Source organism: Kitasatospora cheerisanensis KCTC 2395 (assembly GCF_000696185.1).
Taxonomy (GTDB): domain Bacteria; phylum Actinomycetota; class Actinomycetes; order Streptomycetales; family Streptomycetaceae; genus Kitasatospora; species Kitasatospora cheerisanensis.
This window is the reverse complement of the sequence record NZ_KK853997.1, coordinates 5881289-5900835: the sequence shown is the minus strand read 5'-3', so window position 1 is coordinate 5900835 and position 19547 is coordinate 5881289. Positions and strand designations below refer to the sequence as shown.

Here is a 19547-nt window from a genome sequence, read left to right as displayed (position 1 = left end):
GCTGCGCCGAAGCGGGGCTTCGGCACTCGGCCTTCCGCTTCGCGCCGTTCCTCGCGCCCCTGGCGCGCGTCAGGTGGCCGGGCGGCAGGGCCCTCGCGGGCCTCGGGCGGGTTCGGTGCGGTTTCCGGCCGGGTGGGGATTTCCCGGTGGGTTTTCGTTGATTCTTCTCTCTCCTCCGAAGGAGGTCGTTCGTGAGCGGGGCGTTGTTGGTGGCCGGGACGACTTCGGATGCCGGGAAGAGCGTGGTGACGGCCGGGATCTGTCGGTGGCTGTGGCGGCAGGGGGTGCGGGTGGCGCCGTTCAAGGCGCAGAACATGTCGCTGAATTCGTTCGTGACGGCCGACGGGGCGGAGATCGGGCGGGCGCAGGCGATGCAGGCGCAGGCGGCGGGGGTGGAGCCGGAGGCGGCGATGAACCCGGTGCTGCTGAAGCCGGGGGCGGACGGCCGGAGCCAGGTGGTGCTGATGGGCCGGGCCGTCGCGGAGGTGGGGGCGCTGGACTACCGGGACCGGAAGCCGGTGCTGCTGGAGCGGTCGTTGGAGTGCCTGGCGGACCTGCGGTCGCGGTTCGACGTGGTGGTGTGCGAGGGCGCGGGCTCTCCGGCGGAGATCAACCTGCGGGACCGGGACATCGCGAACATGGGGTTGGCGTCGGCGGCCCGGCTGCCGGTGGTGGTGGTCGGGGACATCGACCGCGGCGGGGTGTTCGCGTCGATGTTCGGGACGCTCGCGCTGCTCTCGGCGGACGACCAGTCGCTGATCGCGGGCTGGATCGTGAACAAGTTCCGCGGTGATGCCCGGCTGCTCGCGCCGGGGCTGGAGATGCTGCGGGAGTTGACGGGCCGTCCGGTGCTGGGGACGTTCCCGATGCTTCAGGGGTTGTGGCTGGACGCGGAGGACTCGCTGGACCTGGCCGCGGTGGCGGCGCGGCCGGCGGCGGGCGGGCCGGTGGGGGCGGAGGTGCTGCGGGTCGCGGTGGTGCGGTTCCCGCGGCTGTCGAACTTCACGGACGTGGACGCGCTGGCGCAGGAGCCGGGGGTGCTGGTGCGGTGGGCGACCCGTCCGGAGGAGCTGGCGGACGCGGACCTGGTGGTGCTGCCGGGCACCCGGGCGACGGTCGCGGATCTGGCGTGGCTGCGCGCCCAGGGTCTCGCGGAGCCCCTCGCGGAGCGCGTCGCGGCGGGCCGGCCGGTGCTGGGGGTGTGCGGCGGCTACCAGATGCTGGGCCGGGAGATCGTGGACGAGGTGGAGTCGCGGGCCGGGGCGGTGGCCGGTCTGGGGCTGCTGCCGACCCGGGTGGTGTTCGGCGCGGAGAAGGTGCTGGCCCGTCCGACCGGCGTCGCGCTGGGTGAGCCGGTGGCGGGGTACGAGATCCACCACGGCGTGGTGGCGGTGGACGGCGGCGAGCCGTTCGTCGCGGACGCCGGCGGCGGGGCGCTGGACGGCTGCCGGGTGGGCGCGGTGTGGGGCACGACCTGGCACGGGGTGCTGGAGAACGACGCGTTCCGCCGGGCGTTCCTGGCCGAGGTGGCGCGGGCGGCCGGGCGGGCGTTCGTGCCGGCCCCGGACACCTCGTTCGCGGCGGCGCGGGAGCGGCGGCTGGACGCGCTGGGCGATCTGGTCGCGGAGCACGCGGACACGGACGCGCTGTGGAAGCTGATCGAGAACGGGGCGCCGGCGGGACTGCCGTTCGTGCCGCCCGGGGCTCCGGCCCCGGTGGAGATGGAGGGGTCGAAGTGAGTGAACTGACCGATGCGCGTTACCCGTTCACGGCGGTCGTGGGGATGGACGACCTGCGGCTGGGGCTGCTGCTGAACGCGGTGTCGCCCGCCGTGGGCGGGGTGCTGGTGCGGGGCGAGAAGGGCACCGCGAAGTCGACGATGGTGCGGGCGCTGGCGGGGCTGCTGCCGTCGATCGCGACCGTGGCCGGCTGCCGGTTCGCCTGCGACCCGGCGGCGCCGGACCCGCAGTGCCCGGACGGACCGCACCGGGGGGCGGCGGCGGACGAACGGCCCGCGTACCTGGTGGAGTTGCCGGTGGGCGTCTCCGAGGACCGGGTGGTCGGCTCGCTGGACCTGGAGCGGGCGCTCGCGGAGGGCGTGAAGGCGTACGAGCCCGGGCTGTTGGCGAAGGCACACCGCGGGGTGCTGTACATCGACGAGGTGAACCTGCTGCAGGACCACCTGGTGGACCTGCTGCTGGACGCGGCGGCGATGGGGCGTTCGTACGTGGAGCGCGAGGGCGTCTCGGTGCGGCACGCGGCGCGGTTCCTGCTGGTGGGGACGATGAACCCGGAGGAGGGCGAGCTGCGGCCGCAGTTGCTGGACCGGTTCGGCCTGACGGTCGAGATCGCCGCCACCCGGGACGCGGACGAGCGCGCCGAGGTGGTGCGCCGCCGGCTGGCGTACGACGCCGATCCGGCCTCGTTCGCGGCGGCCTGGGCCGCGGAGGAGCAGGCGCTCGCGGAACGCATCGGTGCGGCGCGGGAGTTGCTGCCGTCGGTGCAGCTGTCTGATCTGGCACTGCGTCAGATCACGGCGGTCTGCGCGGCGTTCGAGGTGGACGGGCTGCGGGCGGACATCGTGATGGCGCGGGCGGCGGTGGCGCTGGCCGCGTGGGCCGGGCGGACCGAGGTGCTGGAGGAGGACGTCCGGAAGGCCGCGCAGTTGGCGCTGCCGCACCGGCGGCGGCGCAACCCGTTCGACGCGCCGGGCCTGGACGAGGAGCAGCTGGACCGGACGCTGGGCGAGCACCGGCCGCCGGAGGACGACGGCCCGGAGGGCGGACCGGACGGTGGACCGGACGGCGGCGGACCGGACAACGGCGGCGGTGCGCCCGAGCCGTCCGGCCCCGATGCGCCGGTCGGCGACGAGGGTGCCGACGGTCCGCAGGACGCCCCGCCCGCTCCGCCGCAGCAGCGGCCGGGCGGCTCGCGGGAGTCGTCCCCGGTGGCGGCCGACCAGCCGTACCGGACACGGCTGTTCAAGGTGGACGGCACCGGCCGGGGCGCGCAGGGGCGGCGGTCGCCGGCCGAGACGGACGCCGGGCACACGATCCGGGCGCGCCGTCCGCAGGGGAAGCTGGCCCGGCTGCACCTGAGCGCCACGCTGCGGGCGGCGGCGCCGCACCAGGCGGCGCGCGGGCGGGACGGCCGGGCGCTGGTGCTGCGACGGGACGATCTGCGCGAACAGGTGCGCCGGGGGCGGGAGTCGAACCTGGTGCTGTTCGTGGTGGACGCGTCGGGGTCGATGGCGGCGCGGCAGCGGATGACGGCGGTCAAGGGCGCGGTGCTGTCGCTGCTGATGGACGCGTACCAGCGCCGCGACAAGATCGGCATGGTGACCTTCCGGGGCAGCGGCGCGGAACTGGCGCTGCCACCGACCTCCTCGGTGGAGGTGGGCGCGGCCCGGCTGGAGCAGTTGCCGACCGGCGGGCGGACGCCGCTGGAGGCGGGCCTGCTGCGCGCGCACGAGGTGCTGCGGGTGGAGCGGCTGCGCGACCCGGACCGGCGGGCGCTGCTGGTGGTGGTGACGGACGGCCGGGCGACCGGGTCGCGGGACGCGGTGGCGCGTTCGCACCGGGCGGCGGGCCTGCTGGCCGGCCAGGGGGTGGCCTCGGTGGTGCTGGACTGCGAGTCCGGCCCCGTCCGGCTGGGCCTGGCGAGGGAGTTGGCCGCGCACCTGCACGGGGACGCGGTGAGCCTGGACGAGTTGCGGGCCGAGGGAGTGGCCTCCCTGGTGCGCGAGACGCGGACGACGATGATGCGAAAGGCGGCGTGAGCGAACATGCCCAAGGGAGTTGCGGAGAACGTTCCGGACGACGGTCTGACCACCCGTCAGCGGCGGACGCTGCCGATCACGGCGGTGCACACCGGTCCGGGCAAGGGGAAGTCGACGGCGGCGTTCGGGATGGCGCTGCGGGCGTGGAACCAGGGCTGGCCGATCGGGGTGTTCCAGTTCGTCAAGTCGGCGAAGTGGAAGGTCGGCGAGGAGAACGCGCTGCGGGTGCTCGGCGAGTCCGGGCAGGGCGGCACGGTGGCGTGGCACAAGATGGGCTCCGGCTGGTCCTGGGTGCAGCGCGACATCGAGTCCTCCGAGGAGGCGGCCCGCGAGGGCTGGGAGCAGGTCAAGCGGGACTTGGCGGCCGAGACGTACCGGTTCTACGTGCTGGACGAGTTCACCTACCCGCTGCACTGGGGGTGGATCGACGTGGCGGAGGTGGTCGAGGTGCTGCGCGGCCGGCCGGGCAGCCAGCACGTGGTGGTGACCGGCCGCAACGCGCCCGAGCAGCTGCTCGAACTGGCGGACCTGGTCACCGAGATGACGAAGCTGAAGCATCCGATGGACGCGGGCCGCAAGGGCCAGCGCGGTATTGAGTGGTAGGCGCGTGAGCAGCAGCATCCCCCGGCTGGTGGTGGCCGCCCCGTCCTCCGGCGCGGGCAAGACCACGGTGGCGACCGGCCTGATCGCGGCGCTGGCGGCGCGCGGGCTGGCGGTGTCCCCGCACAAGGTCGGCCCGGACTACATCGACCCCGGCTACCACGCGCTGGCCGCCGGGCGTCCGGGCCGCAACCTGGACGCCTGGATGAGCGGCCCGGAGCGGGTCGCCCCGCTGTTCGCGCACGGCGCGGCCGGGGCGGACGTGGCGGTCGTCGAGGGCGTGATGGGCCTGTACGACGGGGCGGCCGGGCGGGGCGAGCTGGCGTCCACCGCGCAGGTGGCGAAGCTGCTGCGGGCGCCGGTGGTGCTGGTGGTGGACGCCTCCTCGCAGTCCCGGTCGGTGGCGGCGCTGGTGCACGGCTTCGCGTCCTGGGATCCGCAGGTGCGCCTCGCCGGGGTGATCCTCAACAAGGTGGCCTCGGACCGGCACGAGACGCTGCTGCGGGAGGCCCTGGAGGAGGGTTCCGGGGTGCCGGTGCTCGGCGCGGTGCGGCGGGCGCAGGCGGTGGACACGCCGTCCCGGCACCTGGGCCTGGTGCCGGCCGTGGAGCGTTCCGCGGAGGCGCTGCGGGCCGTCCGCGAGATGGGTGAACTGGTCGCCGCCTCGGTCGACCTGGACGCGGTGCTGGCGCTGGCCCGCACCGCCCCGCCGCTGCCGGTGGAGCCCTGGGACGCGGCGGCGGAGGTCGAGCCGGTGGCCGGCCCGCGGCCGCGGATCGCGCTGGCGGGCGGCGCGGCGTTCTCGTTCTCGTACGCGGAGAACGCCGAACTGCTGACCGCCGCCGGCGCCGAGGTGGTGCCGTTCGACCCGCTGCACGACGAGCGGCTGCCGGAGCGGACGGCCGGGCTGGTGATCGGCGGCGGCTTCCCGGAGGTGTACGTCTCGGAGCTGAGCGCGAACGCGGCGCTCCGGACGGCGGTCGCCGGGCTGGCCGCGAGCGGCGCGCCGGTGGTCGGCGAGTGCGCCGGACTGCTGTACCTGGGGCGGGAGTTGGACGGCCTGCCGATGTGCGGGGTGCTGGACGCGACGGCCCGGATGACCTCCCGGCTGACGCTCGGCTACCGGGAGGCGGTGGCGCTCGCCGACTCGCCGCTCGCGGCGGCCGGCTCGCGGGTGCGCGGGCACGAGTTCCACCGCACCGTCACCGACCCGGCGGCCGGCCCGTCCCCCGCCTGGGGCTGGCGCACCCCGGCCGGCCCGCACACCGAGGGCCACCTGCACGGCTCGGTGCACGCCTCGTACCTGCACCTGCACTGGACGGGCGCGCCGGCCCTGCCGGCCCGCCTGGTCCGGCACGCGGCCGCGTGGGCGGCCGGGCGCGACGGGAGTTGACGGCGTCGGCCGCGCGGGCCCGGGCTCGCGCGGCCGACGGGGCGTCAGACCGGGTTGCTGCCGCCGTTGTGCTTGGCCGGCTCCTCCTCCTGGGTCGCCAGACCCAGCGAGCGGCGCAGCGAGATGATCTCCTGGTTGCCCAGGTTGTCGTCGGCGGCGTTCAGTTCGCGCTTGAGCGTGGCGAGGTCGGTGGACCGGGAGGCCGCCAGGAAGTGGGCGGCGGCGGCCCGGGACTTGACCACCAGCCGGTCGACGGTCGCCTTGTCGGCGGTGTGCCAGTCGGCGGCCGCCAGCAGGCCGGCCTGCTTGGTCGCGGCGGCGCTCATCTTCGTGGCCCACTGACGGAACGCCTGCGGGTCGTCTTCGACCTCGACGTCCTCGTCCGGCCCCTCGCCCCAGGCCCGGTCGAACTGGTTGGTGGCGTCGAGCAGTTGGCGCTGGTCGCTGGTCAGGCTGCTGGACCGCTGCTGCAGCGAGCCGGTGCGGGTGGACTTGTCCTCGTTGCCGAGGAAGCAGACGATCCGGCGGGTGGCCGGGAACTTCCAGCCCGCCTTGTCGGGGTAGTAGTAGAAGGTGATCACCGGTTCCGGAATGGCCCAGGTGTCGGCCACGTAGCTGTCCAGGTGCTCCGCGCAGACCTCCTCGGCCTCCGCCGTCATCACGTCCTCGCCCGGGTAGGCGCCGCTCTTCTCGCGGACGTCCTGCACCCAGTAGGTCTCGCCGAAGTGCTGGGCGGTGCACGCGACGGGCTTGGCGACGCCCGGGCCGCCGCGCTCGAAGCACTGGCCGGAGAACAGCCGGAACGGCGAGTTCAGCGGCAGGTCGGAGGTCGTGCCGCCGGAGCCGTGCGAGGAGGACCAGCTGCTGGAGTCCTCGTCGAAGCGGTCGGAGTTGAAGTCGCCGTTGACCAGCGAGCCGATGAACATCAGGGTGCCGAGGGTGCCGGCGATGATGCCGGTGACGGCCATGCCCTTGCCGCGCTCGCCGGTCCGCTTGATCTGCCGCAGCGCGCCGATGCCCAGGCCGATGCCGATGAAGCCGAAGAAGCAGCAGACGATGCCGACGATCAGCGAGGCGATGGCCAGGTTGTTGGTGTAGAGCGAGCGCGGCGGCGCCGGGTAGTACATCGGCGCGCCGGGCGCACCGGGCGGCGGGTACCCGCCCGTCCCCCACGGCTGCTGGACGCCCGTCGGCGCCCACGGGTTGCCGCCGGGCGCGCCCGGCACCGGCTGGGTGTGCGCGCCCGGCGGCACGGGCGCACCGGGTGCGGGCGCCGCCCACGGGTTCGCACCGGACGGCGGCACGGCCCCGGCCGGCATCGCGCCGGGGAACGGGGCGGGGGCCGGCGGCGGCACGGTGGGCAGCGCCCACGGGTTCGCGGGCGCGGGCGGGCCGCGGGCGGCTGCGGCGCCGCGGCGGGCGGAACGTCCGCCGTCGGGGCGGCAGGTGACGGTGCGTCGGTCGGCGGCGCATCCACCGGGGCGGGCGCGGCGTCGTCCTGGACGGCAGGTGACGGCGCGTCGGCCGGGGCGGGATCGGCCTGGGCGGGCTCGGCCGGCTGCTTGGTGAAGGAGATCGGGGCTGCCGGGACGGCGTCCGCGGGCGGCGTGGTCGGGGTGGTCCGGGCGTCGGCCTGGGCGGCGTCGGGGCCGGCCTCCCCCGGACGCTCCTGGTCGAACGACATGGGTTTCCCCCCTGAGCTGGAACTGTTCGACGGTTGCGCGAATATAGCGGACCGCTCTGTCGGCCTCCCAACGAGTTCCCCTCCCCCGTGCCCGCCCGGCGCACCGGAAAGCCATTGCATGCAATGCATGCAGAGAACTACGCTGCCTCCGTGCAGACCGAGAGCACCCGCCACAACCTGCGGGCCCTGATCCTCGACGGCCGCTACCCACCGGGGGCGCGACTGGGCGAGGTGGAGGTCGCGGCCACCCTCGGGGTGAGCCGCACCCCGGTCCGGGAGGCGTTCCGGGCGCTGACGGCGGACGGCCTGCTGGCCGCCGCCGGGCGCGGCGTCCGGGTGGTGGAGCTGTCCGCGGAGGAGCTGGCGCACGTCTACCGGGTCCGGGCCGCGCTGGAGGCGCTGACCGCCGAGCTGGCCGCCGAGCGGCAGCGGGCGGGGCGGCTGGCCCGGCCGAGCTGACCGACCTGGCGGCGCTCGCCGACCGCACCCACCGGGCCACCGTGGAGCGCGAGTTGACGGAGGCGGTGCGGCTGAACCGGCAGTTCCACCGGCGGGTCGCGGAGCTGGCCGGCAATCCGGTCGCCCTGCACGCGCTGGAGCGGCTGTGGGACCAGATCCAGGTCTCCACCCGGCGCTCCCTGCACGCGCCCGACCGCACCGCCCTGGTGGACGACCAGCACCGCGAGCTGCTGGCCGCCGTCACCGCCGGGGATCCGGCCGCTGCCGGGGCGGCCGCCCGGCAGCACGTCCTGGACACCAGCGCCGCCGCCCGGCCGCCCGAGAAGGAGTGATCCGATGGCCCTGTCCCACCACTACGCGGTCCGTGTCGACTGGACCGGCAACCTCGGCACCGGAACCGACACCTACCGCTCGTACTCGCGCGACCACGACATCTCCTCGGAGGGCGTGCCGACGCTGCTCGGCAGCGCCGACCCGACCTTCCGCGGCGACCGTTCGCGGTGGAACCCTGAGCAGTTCCTGCTCGCCGCGCTCGCCCAGTGCCACATGCTGTCGTACCTGTCGCACTGCGCGCGCGGCGGCGTGGTGGTGCTGTCCTACACGGACGAGGCCGCCGCGACCATGGAGACCTCGGGCGGCGGCGGCCGGTTCACCGAGGTGGTGCTCCGGCCCCGGGTGGTGATCGCCGAGGAGTCGATGCTGGAGCAGGCGGTCGCGCTGCACGGCCCGGCGGGTCAGGACTGCTTCATCGCGTCCTCGGTGAACTTCCCGGTGCGCCACGAGCCGGTCGTGACGGTGCGGACCCCCTGACCGACCCGGCGGTCCTGACGCGTCGTCGGTCTCGCTGCCGCAGCCGGCTCCAGGGTGCTTTCCGGGGCCGGCCTGCGCGTTCTGGCCGCGCCGTACTCGGGGGCGCTCGACCTGCGTGCGGCGTTCGGCCACCGGCCACCGCCCGGCGTGGGACGCGTCCTGCCCGAAGGCCGGGTGAGGCCGGTGCGCGGCCCGATCACCTCCGGTCCGTCCGCCGGCCGTCCGGTCGGTGACGGGGTGTCGGGCCGCGCGCGGTCAGCCCAGGTCGCGGCGGCGCAGCCCGGCGAGGCCCGCCAGGGCGGCGACCGCGGCCAGCGCGGTGATGCCCAGCAGCGGTGCGGCGGTGAGCGTCCCGCCGGGCAGGTGCGGCAGGTGCGTGAACGGCGACAGGTCGAGCACCCACTGCGGCAGTTGCAGGATCGGGCCGAGCCAGGCGATCAGCACGAACACGCCGAAGCCGGCCCAGCCGGCCGCCGTCCAGCGCGGCAGCAGGCCGTAGACGGCGAGCGCCACGGCGGCGGTCAGCCACACGGCGGGGAGTTGCACCAGGGTCGCGCCGAGCATCCGGCCGACCGCCTGGCCGGTGCCGCTGCCGAGCGCCGCGCCCTGCGTGAGGCCGGCGGTGGCGCCGACCACGGCCAGCAGGACGGCGCTGCCGAGCAGCGGGAACAGCAGGTGGCCGCCCGCCCAGCGGAGCCGGGAGACGGCGCCGGCCAGCACGGGTTCGGCCCGGCCGCCGGCCTCCTCGGCGCGCAGCCGCAGCACGGACTGCACCGCGTACACGGCGGCGATCATCCCGAACACCCCGGCGATGGTGGACAGGTAGGAGTTCAGCACGCCCTGCTGTCCGCCGAGCCGGGCCATCAGGTCGGCCATCTGCCGGTTGTCGCCGACCAGGTCGACCACGCCCTTGGCGACGCCGCCGAAGACCGCGCCGCCGACCGCGAAGGCCAGCGCCCAGCCGATCAGGGCGCCGCGCTGCAGCCGGGCGGCGAGCGCGGCGGCGCTCGCCAGCCGCGGTGCGGCGGTGGCGGGGCCGGGGCGCTGGGCGAGCATGCCGGCGCCCAGGTCGCGGTGCTCGACCAGGGTGCGGGCGAGCAGGGTGAGCAGCGCGGCCCCGGCCAGCGGCAGCGCCAGCACCCACCAGCGCTCGCCGGCGAACGGGCGGACCTGCTCGCTCCAGCCGATCGGCGACAGCCAGCTCACCCAGCCGGTGCCGCTGCCGGAGTCGCCGACGGCGCGCAGCACGAAGGCGAGGCCGATCGCGGCCCCGGCCAGGCCGTTGGCGGCCCGGCCGGTCTCCGCGACCTGCGCGGTGACGGCGGCGAGCGCGGCGAAGAACAGCCCGGTGGCGCCCAGCGCGAGGCCGAACGCCAGTGCCCCGGCCAGGGACTGACCGGCCGCCAGCAGAACGGCCGTCACCAGGGCGGCCAGCGCGGCGTCGGCGGTGAGGGCGGTGGCCAGCGCGGCGGTCAGCGGGGCGCGGCGGCCCACCGCGCCGGCGCCGACCAGTTCGAGCCGGCCGTCCTCCTCCTCGGCGCGGGTGTGCCGCACCACCAGCAGCGTGGACATCAGCGCGGCCAGCACCGCCCCGAACACGCCCATCCGCCACGCGGTCAGCCCGCCGATGGTGGAGCCGTCGAAGATCGGGCCGTACAGCGCGCGCAGCGAGCCGTTGCCGTCGATGCCGGCCGCGAAGGTCCGCCGGGAGGCCTCGTCGCCGTACAGCTTGCGGAAGGAGAAGGCGGTGGAGGCGACCATGCCGGTGCCGATGTACACCCACACCGGCAGGGCGATGCGGTCGCGGCGCAGCGCGAGGCGGTACAGCGTGCCGGTGCCGGTGAGTGCGTAACCGCTCATCGCGCGGCCGCCTCTGACGCGGCGTCGGTGCCGGTGGCGGGGCCGGCTTCGGTGTCGCTCTCGTAGTGGCGGAGGAAGAGCTCCTCCAGCGTCGGGGGGCGGCTGGTGAGGCTGCGGACGCCGACGGCGGTGAGTTCGGCGAGCAGGGTGCCGAGGTTCTCGGTGTCGACGTGGCAGCGCAGCCGGTTGCCGTCCACGGTCAGGTCGTGGGCGTAGGCGGGGCGCGGCGGGGGTCCGGCGAGTTCGGCGTCGACGGAGGTGCGGGTGAGGTGGCGCAGTTCGGCGAGGGTTCCGGTCTCGACGGTGCGGCCGGCGCGGATGATCGAGACCCGGTCGCAGAGCGCCTCGACCTCGGACAGGATGTGGCTGGAGAGCAGCACGGTGGCGCCCCGGTCGCGGGCCTCGGCGACGCACTCGCGGAACACTTCCTCCATCAGCGGGTCCAGGCCGGAGGTCGGCTCGTCCAGGATCAGCAGGTCCGCGTCGCCGGCGAACGCCGCGACCAGGGCGACCTTCTGGCGGTTGCCCTTGGAGTAGGAGCGGCCCTTCTTGGTGGGGTCGAGTTCGAAGCGTTCCAGCAGCGCGGCCCGGCGGGCGGGGTCGAGTCCGCCGCGCAGTCGTCCGAGCAGGTCGATCGCCTCCCCGCCGGAGAGGTTGCGCCACAGCGTCACGTCGCCGGGCACGTAGGCGAGTCGGCGGTGCAGCGGCACCGCGTCGCGCCACGGGTCGCCGCCGAGCAGGGTGGCGGTGCCGGAGTCGGCGCGCAGCAGGCCGAGCAGGACGCGGATGGTGGTGGACTTGCCGGACCCGTTGGGGCCGAGGAACCCGTGTACCTCGCCCTGCTCGACCGTGAGGTCCAGTCCGTCCAGGGCGCGGGTGCGGCCGAAGGTCTTCACCAGGCCGGACACCGAGATGGCGGTCGTCATGGGCTCGACGCTACTCTTGTTTCACAACTTCGTGAAGCTGCCGAAAGTCCTGGATCTTCGCGTTGCTTCGACGGATGTGTGAAGGTGGGCGGACGCCCCGCCGGGTGGGCGTCGGAACGTTCGGGGTGGTGCGGGTGAGCGAGGTGGACGGCGTGGAGACGCAGCGGGATCCGGCGAAGGTGTCGGAGTTCGTCGAACGGTTCGCCACGGTGCTGGAGGACGGCGGCTTCCCGCGGATGCCGGCCCGGGTGTTCACCGCGCTGCTGACCGCCGACTCCGGCCGGCTGACCTCCGCCGAGCTGGGCGAGCTGCTGCGGATCTCCCCCGCCGCGGTCTCCGGCGCGGTCCGCTACCTGACCCACGTCGACCTGGTCAGCCGCGAGCGCGAGCCAGGCACCCGCCGCGACCGCTACCGGATCCACGACCACGTCTGGTACGAGGCCACCGCCAACCGCGACCGCACGCTGTCCCGCTTCGAGTCCGGCCTCGCCGAGGGCATCGAGGCCCTCGGCGAGGACTCCCCGGCCGGGCAGCGGCTGGCCGAGTCCCAGGAGTTCTTCGCCTTCCTGCGGGTCGAGCTCCGGCAGATGATGCAGCGCTGGCGCGACACCCGGGCCTGACGCCCCGTCAGCCCGCCTGCGGCCGGCGGGCGGCCCAGAGCGGCAGCGAGAGCAGCAGCGCCGTCAGGGCGGTGAGCAGGCCCACCGCCTCCCGCAGCGGGGTGTCCGCGTCGGGGACGCCCACGACCGGGGCCTGCCGCTCCTCCGGGTCGGCGGTGACGAGCACCCGGCTGCCCGCCCGCGGGCCGCTGCACGGGGACAGCCGGTAGCGGATCGCGGTGCCGTCGGGGCGGCTCAACTCGCAGGACGGCAGCGTGCTGCCGCTGCGCGGGTGCACCGCGGTGACGGTGGCGGCCACCGGCTCCCCCCGATCGGCCAGCGCCCCGGCCCGGACGGCGTCGATGCCGGTGAAGCTCAGCCCGAAGGCCAGCGCGCCGGCCGCGAAGGCCGCCACCCCGCCGGCCTTGGTGCGGAAGCGGAGCGCGACCACCAGCACCATCGCCGTCGGCGTGACCACGTGCAGCAGGTCGACGCCTTCCGAGCCGCCGAACCGGGCGGCCAGCAGTCCGACCGGAACTCCGCAGCCCAGCAGGACGGTCAGCGCGTACAGCGCCCCGCGCCAGGGCCGCGCGGCGGCGGCCTTCTTCTCGTTCACTCGCGTCCTTCGTGTCGGTCGACCGACGGCGGACGCTACCGGGGCGGCGGACGGGTTGTCAGCCGAGATAGGCGGGGCAACGGCGGAGCGGACCAGCACGGCGGGGCGCCGGAGCCGTCGGCGGGGACGGTCCACAGGTCGGAGCCGTAGTCGCCGGGCAGCGAGTACAGCAGCGTGTGGGCGTCGGACCACAGGGCCTGGTCGTCGATGTTGCGCTGCTCGGCCGTCGCGGTCTCCGTCATGGTGGCCAGGTCGAGCACGTACAGCCGCCAGGGCGCGGCCGGGTCGGTGCCGGCCACCCGCTTCTTGTAGGCGACCCGGGTGCCGTCCGGCGAGAGCGACGGGCATTCGACGTTCTGGTGCAGGGTGGTCAGGGTCCGCGCCGCGAGGTCGCCCTGCACCAGGTAGGTCTGGCCGCCGGTGGCGACCGTCGCGTAGAAGCGGTTGTCGTCGGCGAAGGTGACGCCCCAGACGTTGATGTCGGAGGCCTTCACCGGGTGGCCGTCCCGCAGCACCTCGAAGGTCTCCAGGTTGTCGTAGAACTGCCAGTTGCGGGTGTCGACGATCGCGGTGCGGGTGGAGAAGTCGGTGCCCGCGTAGGAGTCGCCGCTGACGAACACCGTCCAGCCGACCAGGTGGCCGGAGGGCGAGACCCGGGCGCGGGTCGGGATGCCGGGGGCGGGGAAGCGCTTGACCTCGTGCAGCGAGGAGTCCAGCACGGACGCGTGGTAGCTGTCGTCCAGCGCGCCGCGCTCCGCCTGCAGGCAGATGCCGGTGCCGGCGGCGGCGTGGAAGCGCAGGCACTTGACGCCGGAGGCGGTGCGCGGACCGTCGGGACGGTCGGCGGGCACGGCGGCGACCTCGTCCCGGTGCGGGCCCCAGGCGAGGTTGCGCAGCAGCAGTTGACGGCCCGTCGGGTTCAGCGTCACCGCCCCCTCGTGCACCGGCGGCCCGCCGGCCTGCTCCTGGTCGCGCCGGTCCGACCGCCCCGCGGCGTACCGCACGGCGGCCGTCCCGATCCCGGCCAGCAGCAGCACCGCCACGGCCAGCACCAGCAGCTTGCGCCCCAGCGGGGCGCCCCCGTCCGGGGGTTCGGGGGTCGCGGAGTCCGGGTCGACAACAGCGGGAGCAGTCATGGGAGGCGCCCTCCGGGCGGGTTGACGGGAGAGGGGGGAGAGGCCGCGGCACCGGGTGCGTGCCTCCGGAACGGTCAGGCGGGGGCGGCCGGGTCGCGGAGCAGGCGGGTGGCCGCGCAGGCGGCGAGGGCCAGCGCGAGGGCGGTGGCGGTGAGGGCGGGGCGGGGCCCCAGAGGGACCAGGCGGCGCCGAAGGCGAGCGAGCAGGCGAACCGGGCGAGGGCCTGGCCGGTGCCCACCAGGGCCTGCCCGGCGCCCTGTTGGCCGTCGGGGACGGTCGCGGCGGTGGCGGCGGCGAGCACCCCGTCCGTCGCGGCGTAGAAGCCGCCGTGCAGCAGCAGCACGAGGACGGCGGCGCCCACGCCGTGCAGCGGGGAGAGGACGACGCCGTACGCGCAGAGCAGGACGGCGTGGCCGGCCAGGAAGAGGGTGCGGCGGCCGACCTTGTCGGCGATCACGCCGAGCGGGACGGCCAGGGTCAGGAAGACGGCGGCGGTGCCGAGCGGCAGCAGCGGGAACAGGTGGGCGGGCAGGTCGAGTTCGCGTTGCAGCAGCAGGTACAGGAAGGAGTCGCTGACGGTGGTGAGGCCGAGCAGCACGGCGGCCAGGGTGAGCCGGCGCAGCGCGGGCCGGCGCAGCAGGGCGAGCGCGTCCCGCAGGGTGGGCCGCGGCGCCGACGGGGCGTCGGCGGGGGCGGGGGCGGGGCGGTGATCCGGGCGGGGACGAACAGCACCAGCAGCAGCACGCCGAGCACGGCGACGCAGCCGGAGACGGTGAACACCGCGCCGTAGCCGGCCCGTTCGGCGCGGTCGTCGGCGATCCGCAGGACGGCGAAGGCGAGCAGCGGGCCGAGCAGCGCGCCGGTGGTGTCCATGGCGCGGTGCACGCCGAACGCGCGGCCGCGGTGCTCGGGGGCGGTGGAGAGCGAGATCATCGCGTCCCGCGGCGCGGTCCGCAGCCCCTTGCCGGTGCGGTCGACGGCGAGGACGGCGCCGATCAGCGGGACGGTGTGGACGAGCAGCAGCAGCGGCTTGCACAGCGCGGACAGGCCGTAGCCGATCCCGGCGACGGTCTTGTGGCCCCGCCCGCCGCGGTCGGCGAGGTGGCCGCCGAGCAGGCGGACCAGCGCGCCGACGCCGTTGTTGATGCCGTCGAGCAGGCCGAAGCCGAGCGGGGACAGGCCCAGCGCGGCGACCACGTACAGGGGCAGGACCGCGCTGACCATCTCGGAGGAGACGTCGGTGACCAGGCTGACCGCGCCGAGGGCGAGCACGGTGCCGGGGACGGCGGCGCGCCGCCCCGGGCGGGTGCCCGGGGCAGCGGCCGCGGCGCGGTCACTCTTGGTGGAGCGGGCGTCCGCGAGGTACATCCGGCGTCAGTTCCAGATGCCGGTGATGTCGGAGGCGGAGGCGGCGTTGCCGGCGTGGGTGCTCAGGCCGGCCAGGTCCTCCAGGGTGCGGAGCACGTTGTAGTGGTTGTAGGTGGTGGCGGTGCTGGAGCCGGGGATCACGTGCTGGCCGTAGACCACGGTCGGGATGCGGTTGCCGGACAGGCTGTTGTCCTCGTCGAAGGTGACGACCAGCAGGCTGTTGTGGGTCTGCGCCCAGGTGGCGTACGCGCCGAGGTTGTTCTTGATCCAGGTGTCGCCGGTGGAGACCGAGCAGTCGTGCATGTCGCTGCACAGGTTCGGCACCACGAAGGAGACCTTCGGCAGCGTGGTGTAGTCGGTGGGGAACTGGGCGAAGGTGTAGGCGGTGTTGGTCGGCACGTTGGAGAAGCCGAACCACGGGTTGTGCTTCTGCGCGTACTTGCCGCTGGAGCAGACCGTGGAGCCCTGGCTGGGCAGGGTCTCGTTGTACGAGCCCCAGCTCTGCCCGGCGGCGATCAGCTCGGACGCCAGGTTGGGGGCGGTCATCGAGCCGACCTTGACGCAACTGTCGTCGGTGCGGCCCTGGTTGGAGCCCGAGAACAGCATGTAGTAGTTCGGCTCGGACGGGTGGGTCAGGCCGTAGGACTGGGTGAGGTTCGCGCCGCCGGCCTTCAGCGTGTTGTTCAGGTACGGGGCGCTGGAGCTGCCGATCACCTGGCTGTAGGCGTGGTTCTCCATCACCACGACGACGACGTGGTCGGGCGCGGGCAGCGCGGCGGCCTGCGCGGTGGAGCCGGTGGCGGCCCACAGGCCGAGCGAGGTGGCGGCGAGCGCGACGGTGCTGCCGATCGCGGTCAGGCGCCGCTTGGTGCGACGGGTGAGCGGTGCAGCGGTCATGGCAGGTCCTCCGGGGCAAGGAACGTGCGGGACAGGGCTGTTGGAGCGCCGGAAACCCTAGGCGCGGAGGGGTGGCCTCCGGGACTTTTGACAGGTGAAGAACAAGCAAAGCTTGGCTGTGCAACTCGGTCCGGGCGGCGCTTTCCGGCCGCCGGAGCGGCGCTTCTCACACCTGTCCCGATTGACCCGGCTCGGACCGACATGGTGGGATCTTGCGCGGCCCGGCGCGCACGACCGGCGCGCTGGACGAGGAACGGGAGGCCGGGCGTGACAGCCGAGGCACCCGGCCCCGCGAGCCGGCCTGACGACCCGTCATCCGCTGCCCGGGTGGTGCTCGGACTCGGCCTGCGGCGCGGCGCCGACGCCGCCGAACTGCTCCGCACCGCCGACGCGGCGCTCGCCGCCCACGGCCTGGACCGCTCCGCCGTCGCCCTGGTCGCCACCCTGGACGGCAAGCTCACCGAGCCCGGACTGCGCGCCGCCGCACGGGAGTTGGGCGTCCCCGCGGTCGGCCACCCGGCCGCCGTGCTGGCCGCCGTCCCGGTCGCCGGCTCCGCCCGGGTGGCGGCGGCGGTCGGCACCCCGAGCGTCGCGGAGGCCGCCGCGCTGGCCTCGGCCGGACCGGGCGGCCGCCTGCTGGCGCCGCGCACCGCCTCGGCGACGGCCACCGCGGCCCTCGCCGCCCTGCCCGAGGAGGCCACCAGGTGAACGTCGAGCCCGATCTGCGCCATCACGGCGACGCCGAAGTCCGCTCCGCCGGGCTGGTCGACCTCGCCGTGAACGTCCGCACCGGCACCCCGCCGCCGTGGCTGCGCGACCGCCTCGCCGCCTCGCTGGACACCCTGGCCGCCTACCCGGACGGCACCGCGGCCCGCGCCGCCGTCGCCGCCCGGCACGGCCGGCCGGTCGGCGAGGTGCTGCTGACGGCCGGCGCCGCCGAGGCGTTCGTGCTGCTCGCCCGGGTGCTGCGGCCGCGCCACGCGGTGGTGGTGCACCCGCAGTTCACCGAGCCGGAGGCGGCGCTGCGGGACGCCGGGCACACCGTCCACCGCGTGCTCCTCGCGCCGGAGCAGGGCTTCCGCCTGCTGTCCGGGTCCGTGCCCGAGGACGCCGACCTGGTGGTGGTCGGCAACCCCACCAACCCCACCTCCATCCTGCACCCGGCCGCGACGCTGGCCGAACTGGCCCGCCCCGGGCGGACCCTGGTGGTCGACGAGGCGTTCATGGACACCGACCCGGGCGAGACCGAGTCCCTCGCCGGGACCCGCGACCTGCCCGGCCGGGTGGTGGTGCTGCGCAGCCTGACCAAGACCTGGGGCCTGGCCGGCCTGCGGATCGGCTACCTGCTGGCCCCCGCCGGCCTGGTCGCCGAACTCGCCGCCGCGCAGCCGCTCTGGCCGGTCTCCTCCCCCGCGCTGACCGCCGCCGAACTCTGCTCCGCGCCCGCCGCGCTCGCCGAGGCCGACGCCGCCGCCCGCAGCACCGCGCTCGACCGCGAGCACCTGCTGAAGGGCCTGGCGCAGCTCCCGGCGGTGCGGGTGCACGGCGAGCCCGCCGCCTCCTTCGTGCTGATCGAACTGCCGGACGCCGCCGCCGTCCGCGAACGGCTGCGCACCGCCGGGTTCGCCGTCCGCCGCGGCGACACCTTCCCCGGCCTCGGCCCGGACTGGCTGCGGCTGGCCGTCCGCGACCGGGACACCACCGACCGCTTCCTCACCGCGCTGGCGGCCGCGATCGGCTGACGCCGAGCCGGTTCCGGGCGGTGCCCTGACGCCGGGTCAGTGCAGCTCCGCCCGGTCGCCGAGCTCCACCGTGCCTGGGGTCAGCACCTGCGCGTACACGCCGAGGCAGGGCAGCGGGCTCATGCCCGGCAGCGGCTCGACCCGGTTCAGCCGGGCCGGGCGGCGCAGCGCCTCCGGGTCGGCGGGCAGCGGGCCGTGGGCCAGGGTGGGGACGGCGCAGCGCGGGCTGGCGGCGATCAGGCGCAGCCGCAGCTCCCGCCCGACGGTCAACTCCCGTCCCACCCAGGCGTTCTCGGCGAACGGCTCGGCGTCGACGTCCAGCACCAGGTTGGGCCGGTAGCGGACGGCGGCCGCGCCGGCCAGGCTGGCGGTGGTGACCAGGTGCAGCGGGGCGAAGTCGAAGAAGCTGCCCGGGGCGGCGGCCTTGCCGAAGTCCTGGACGGTGTACTCCACTTCGGCGTCGATGCCGTCGGCCAGCACCTGCTCGGGCACCGAACGCAGCAGCGTCGAGCCGGGCGGCCGCTCGGTGATCAGCCGGACGGGGCGGCCCAGCAGGGCGCCGAGCGCGTCCTCGTCGAGCTCGGCGCCGTCCGGGCCGGTGATCCGCACCCCGCCGTCCTTCGTCTCCGCCCGCAGGGTGAGCAACTGCCGCCAGGTGCGCGGCTGTTTGGCGCTGGCGATCTGCCCGGTGGTCAGGTCCAGCAGGGCGCGGCGGCGGTCGCCGTCGACGCCGTGCTCGTCGATCCGGGCCCGGGCGAGCTCCTCTCCGAGCATCGACTTCACGGGGTGGCGGTACAGCGCGGCGACTCTCAACGGGTGATCTCCTCGGCCCAGTCGGTGAGTTGTGCGAAGTCCTCGGGCCGCAGCCCGTACCGGTGGTCGACCGTCAGGGTGAGCGCCGGGCCCGGGTGGTGGGCGGCGATCCACGCGGTGTCCGGCGGCTCGATCTCGTCGTCCACCCAGGCGAACGGCCGCCCGGCGGCCCAGGCGACCAGATGGCGGGTCTTCCAGTGCAGGCCGTCCGGGTCGCCGTGGTGCATCGACGGCCAGTCCACGTACGGCAGTCGGGGCAGGCCGAGCAGCGGCGCGAGGTGCTCGTTCGCCTCCTCGCGCCAAGTGGTGGCCCACACCAGTTCGTACGGCAGGGCGAGCAGCGCGGGACCGTGCCCGGGGTGCAGCCAGACCCGCAGCGGCTTCGGGTTGCGCACGCCCGCCCGGCGCTGGCGCTCCCGCCACGTCCGCGACTCGACCCGGTGCGTCAGGTAGCCCGCGGGCCGCCGGTACGGGCTGCCGACGTACGGCGCGAGCGGGCCGTCGACGTCCAGCATCAGCAGCGGACGGTCCGTCATGCGTGCTCCTCCCCGGGCAGGTACCGGATTCTCCCCCGCCCCCGGGCGGCCCGGCCACCGGATTCCGCTCAGGACGGGTGCGCGGCCTGCCAGCGGCGGGCGGCGGCGATCCGGCGGCCCGCGCTGGGGTGGGTGGCGAGCAGCAGTTCCAGGACGCGGGGCGGGTTCGGGTCGGAGACGTTGGCGACCGCGAGACGGCGCTGCATGGCGACGAACTGCTCGGCGTCACCGGTCAGTTCGAGGGCGTGCCGGTCGGCGCGGGCCTCGATCCGGCGGCTCACCGCGCACTGCGCGGGGACGCTCGCCGCACCGAGCAGCGCCGCGAGGGCG

At 75.5% G+C, this 19547-nt stretch carries 19 protein-coding genes and 1 pseudogene; 10 read left to right on the top strand and 10 right to left on the bottom strand.

All coding sequences use genetic code 11. The features are described from left to right. Positions 1–191: 191 nt before the first annotated feature. From KCH_RS26660 to KCH_RS26645, 4 genes are read left to right on the top strand one after another with little or no spacing between them, the layout of a single operon-like run. Entirely contained in the window at positions 192–1739 is a 1548-nt protein-coding gene (locus KCH_RS26660; protein WP_035867157.1) for a cobyric acid synthase, read from the top strand. Between the two features lie 44 nt (positions 1740–1783). Continuing rightward, positions 1784–3778 carry a putative cobaltochelatase gene (locus KCH_RS26655; protein WP_051654046.1) on the top strand — a complete coding sequence of 665 codons (1995 nt, stop codon included), beginning with the start codon at positions 1784–1786 and terminating at the stop codon, positions 3776–3778. A 6-nt stretch (positions 3779–3784) separates the two neighbouring features. Next, positions 3785–4381, top strand: coding sequence for a cob(I)yrinic acid a,c-diamide adenosyltransferase (gene cobO / locus KCH_RS26650; RefSeq protein ID WP_035867155.1), 597 nt, complete (start codon positions 3785–3787; stop codon positions 4379–4381). A 4-nt stretch (positions 4382–4385) separates the two neighbouring features. Beyond that, positions 4386–5771 carry a cobyrinic acid a,c-diamide synthase CobB gene (locus KCH_RS26645; protein WP_035867153.1) on the top strand — a complete coding sequence of 462 codons (1386 nt, stop codon included), beginning with the start codon at positions 4386–4388 and terminating at the stop codon, positions 5769–5771. Positions 5772–5815: 44 nt separating this feature from the next. Here KCH_RS26645 and KCH_RS26640 read toward each other — a convergent pair whose 3' ends face one another. Further along, positions 5816–7126, bottom strand: a complete 1311-nt coding sequence (locus KCH_RS26640) for a DUF4190 domain-containing protein (protein WP_084223934.1) — start codon at positions 7124–7126, stop codon at positions 5816–5818. A gap of 479 nt (positions 7127–7605) precedes the next feature. On the opposite strand from KCH_RS26640, the gene KCH_RS44955 reads away from it, so the two are divergent. Genes KCH_RS44955 through KCH_RS26630 form a run of 3 tightly spaced genes read left to right on the top strand, consistent with a single transcriptional unit; the run spans position 7606 to position 8724 of the window. Further along, positions 7606–7914 (top strand): GntR family transcriptional regulator, encoded by a 309-nt coding sequence (locus tag KCH_RS44955; protein WP_244305444.1) that lies wholly within the window; start codon positions 7606–7608, stop codon positions 7912–7914. Next, positions 7911–8246, top strand: coding sequence for an FCD domain-containing protein (locus KCH_RS44950; RefSeq protein WP_341865489.1), 336 nt, complete (start codon positions 7911–7913; stop codon positions 8244–8246). The genes KCH_RS44955 and KCH_RS44950 overlap by 4 nt, the downstream gene beginning before the upstream one ends. Positions 8247–8250: 4 nt before the next feature. Next, entirely contained in the window at positions 8251–8724 is a 474-nt protein-coding gene (locus KCH_RS26630) for an OsmC family protein (RefSeq protein WP_035867150.1), read from the top strand. A gap of 255 nt (positions 8725–8979) precedes the next feature. Here the strand turns inward: KCH_RS26630 and KCH_RS26625 are convergent, their stop codons facing one another. Continuing rightward, positions 8980–10584, bottom strand: coding sequence for an ABC transporter permease (locus tag KCH_RS26625; RefSeq protein WP_035867148.1), 1605 nt, complete (start codon positions 10582–10584; stop codon positions 8980–8982). Next, positions 10581–11510: an ABC transporter ATP-binding protein gene (locus KCH_RS26620; RefSeq protein WP_035867146.1), complete on the bottom strand. Its 930-nt coding sequence runs from the start codon at positions 11508–11510 to the stop codon at positions 10581–10583. Before KCH_RS26620 ends, KCH_RS26625 begins: the two co-directional genes overlap by 4 nt. A gap of 104 nt (positions 11511–11614) precedes the next feature. Here KCH_RS26620 and KCH_RS26615 point away from each other — a divergent pair, with 104 nt between their 5' ends. After that, entirely contained in the window at positions 11615–12130 is a 516-nt protein-coding gene (locus KCH_RS26615) for a GbsR/MarR family transcriptional regulator (RefSeq protein ID WP_244305443.1), read from the top strand. A gap of 7 nt (positions 12131–12137) precedes the next feature. On the opposite strand, the gene KCH_RS26610 is transcribed toward KCH_RS26615, so the two are convergent. From KCH_RS26610 to KCH_RS26595, 4 genes and pseudogenes are all read right to left on the bottom strand, one after another. After that, a complete protein-coding gene (locus tag KCH_RS26610) occupies positions 12138–12725 on the bottom strand; it encodes a hypothetical protein (protein WP_035867143.1) in 588 nt (195 codons plus the stop codon). Between the two features lie 35 nt (positions 12726–12760). Further along, the gene (locus KCH_RS26605; RefSeq protein WP_244305442.1) at positions 12761–13861 is read right to left on the bottom strand and encodes a TolB-like translocation protein; all 1101 of its coding nucleotides are present in this window, start codon (positions 13859–13861) and stop codon (positions 12761–12763) included. A 74-nt stretch (positions 13862–13935) separates the two neighbouring features. Beyond that, a pseudogene (locus tag KCH_RS26600) lies at positions 13936–15229 on the bottom strand (MFS transporter). Between the two features lie 6 nt (positions 15230–15235). Continuing rightward, a complete protein-coding gene (locus tag KCH_RS26595; RefSeq protein WP_035867141.1) occupies positions 15236–16126 on the bottom strand; it encodes an alkaline phosphatase family protein in 891 nt (296 codons plus the stop codon). A 327-nt stretch (positions 16127–16453) separates the two neighbouring features. Here KCH_RS26595 and KCH_RS26590 point away from each other — a divergent pair, with 327 nt between their 5' ends. Then, a complete protein-coding gene (locus KCH_RS26590; protein WP_244305441.1) occupies positions 16454–16834 on the top strand; it encodes a cobalamin biosynthesis protein in 381 nt (126 codons plus the stop codon). Continuing rightward, on the top strand, positions 16831–17868 hold the full coding sequence (cobC, locus tag KCH_RS26585) for an Rv2231c family histidinol phosphate aminotransferase CobC (protein WP_035867138.1): 1038 nt from the start codon (positions 16831–16833) through the stop codon (positions 17866–17868). Before KCH_RS26590 ends, cobC begins: the two co-directional genes overlap by 4 nt. A 36-nt stretch (positions 17869–17904) precedes the next feature. Here the strand turns inward: cobC and KCH_RS26580 are convergent, their stop codons facing one another. The 3 genes from KCH_RS26580 to KCH_RS26570 form a co-directional block, all read right to left on the bottom strand. Further along, entirely contained in the window at positions 17905–18681 is a 777-nt protein-coding gene (locus KCH_RS26580; RefSeq protein WP_035867136.1) for an MOSC domain-containing protein, read from the bottom strand. Then, positions 18678–19217, bottom strand: a complete 540-nt coding sequence (locus KCH_RS26575) for an HAD domain-containing protein (RefSeq protein ID WP_035867134.1) — start codon at positions 19215–19217, stop codon at positions 18678–18680. The genes KCH_RS26580 and KCH_RS26575 overlap by 4 nt, the downstream gene beginning before the upstream one ends. A 68-nt stretch (positions 19218–19285) precedes the next feature. Continuing rightward, positions 19286–19547 (bottom strand): M48 family metalloprotease (locus KCH_RS26570; RefSeq protein WP_157032441.1); only part of this gene is annotated, 262 nt, incomplete at its 5' end.

What these genes read in the sequence shown, in the direction of transcription:
- KCH_RS26655 (WP_051654046.1), top strand. Translation starts at nt 1,784, where the DNA reads ATGGACGACCTGCGGCTGGGGCTGCTGCTGAACGCGGTGTCGCCCGCC.
- KCH_RS26625 (WP_035867148.1), bottom strand. Translation starts at nt 10,584, where the DNA reads ATGAGCGGTTACGCACTCACCGGCACCGGCACGCTGTACCGCCTCGCG.
- KCH_RS26630 (WP_035867150.1), top strand. Translation starts at nt 8,251, where the DNA reads ATGGCCCTGTCCCACCACTACGCGGTCCGTGTCGACTGGACCGGCAAC.
- KCH_RS26595 (WP_035867141.1), bottom strand. Translation starts at nt 16,126, where the DNA reads ATGACCGCTGCACCGCTCACCCGTCGCACCAAGCGGCGCCTGACCGCG.
- KCH_RS26575 (WP_035867134.1), bottom strand. Translation starts at nt 19,217, where the DNA reads ATGACGGACCGTCCGCTGCTGATGCTGGACGTCGACGGCCCGCTCGCG.
- KCH_RS26605 (WP_244305442.1), bottom strand. Translation starts at nt 13,861, where the DNA reads ATGACTGCTCCCGCTGTTGTCGACCCGGACTCCGCGACCCCCGAACCC.
- cobO (WP_035867155.1), top strand. Translation starts at nt 3,785, where the DNA reads ATGCCCAAGGGAGTTGCGGAGAACGTTCCGGACGACGGTCTGACCACC.
- KCH_RS26620 (WP_035867146.1), bottom strand. Translation starts at nt 11,510, where the DNA reads ATGACGACCGCCATCTCGGTGTCCGGCCTGGTGAAGACCTTCGGCCGC.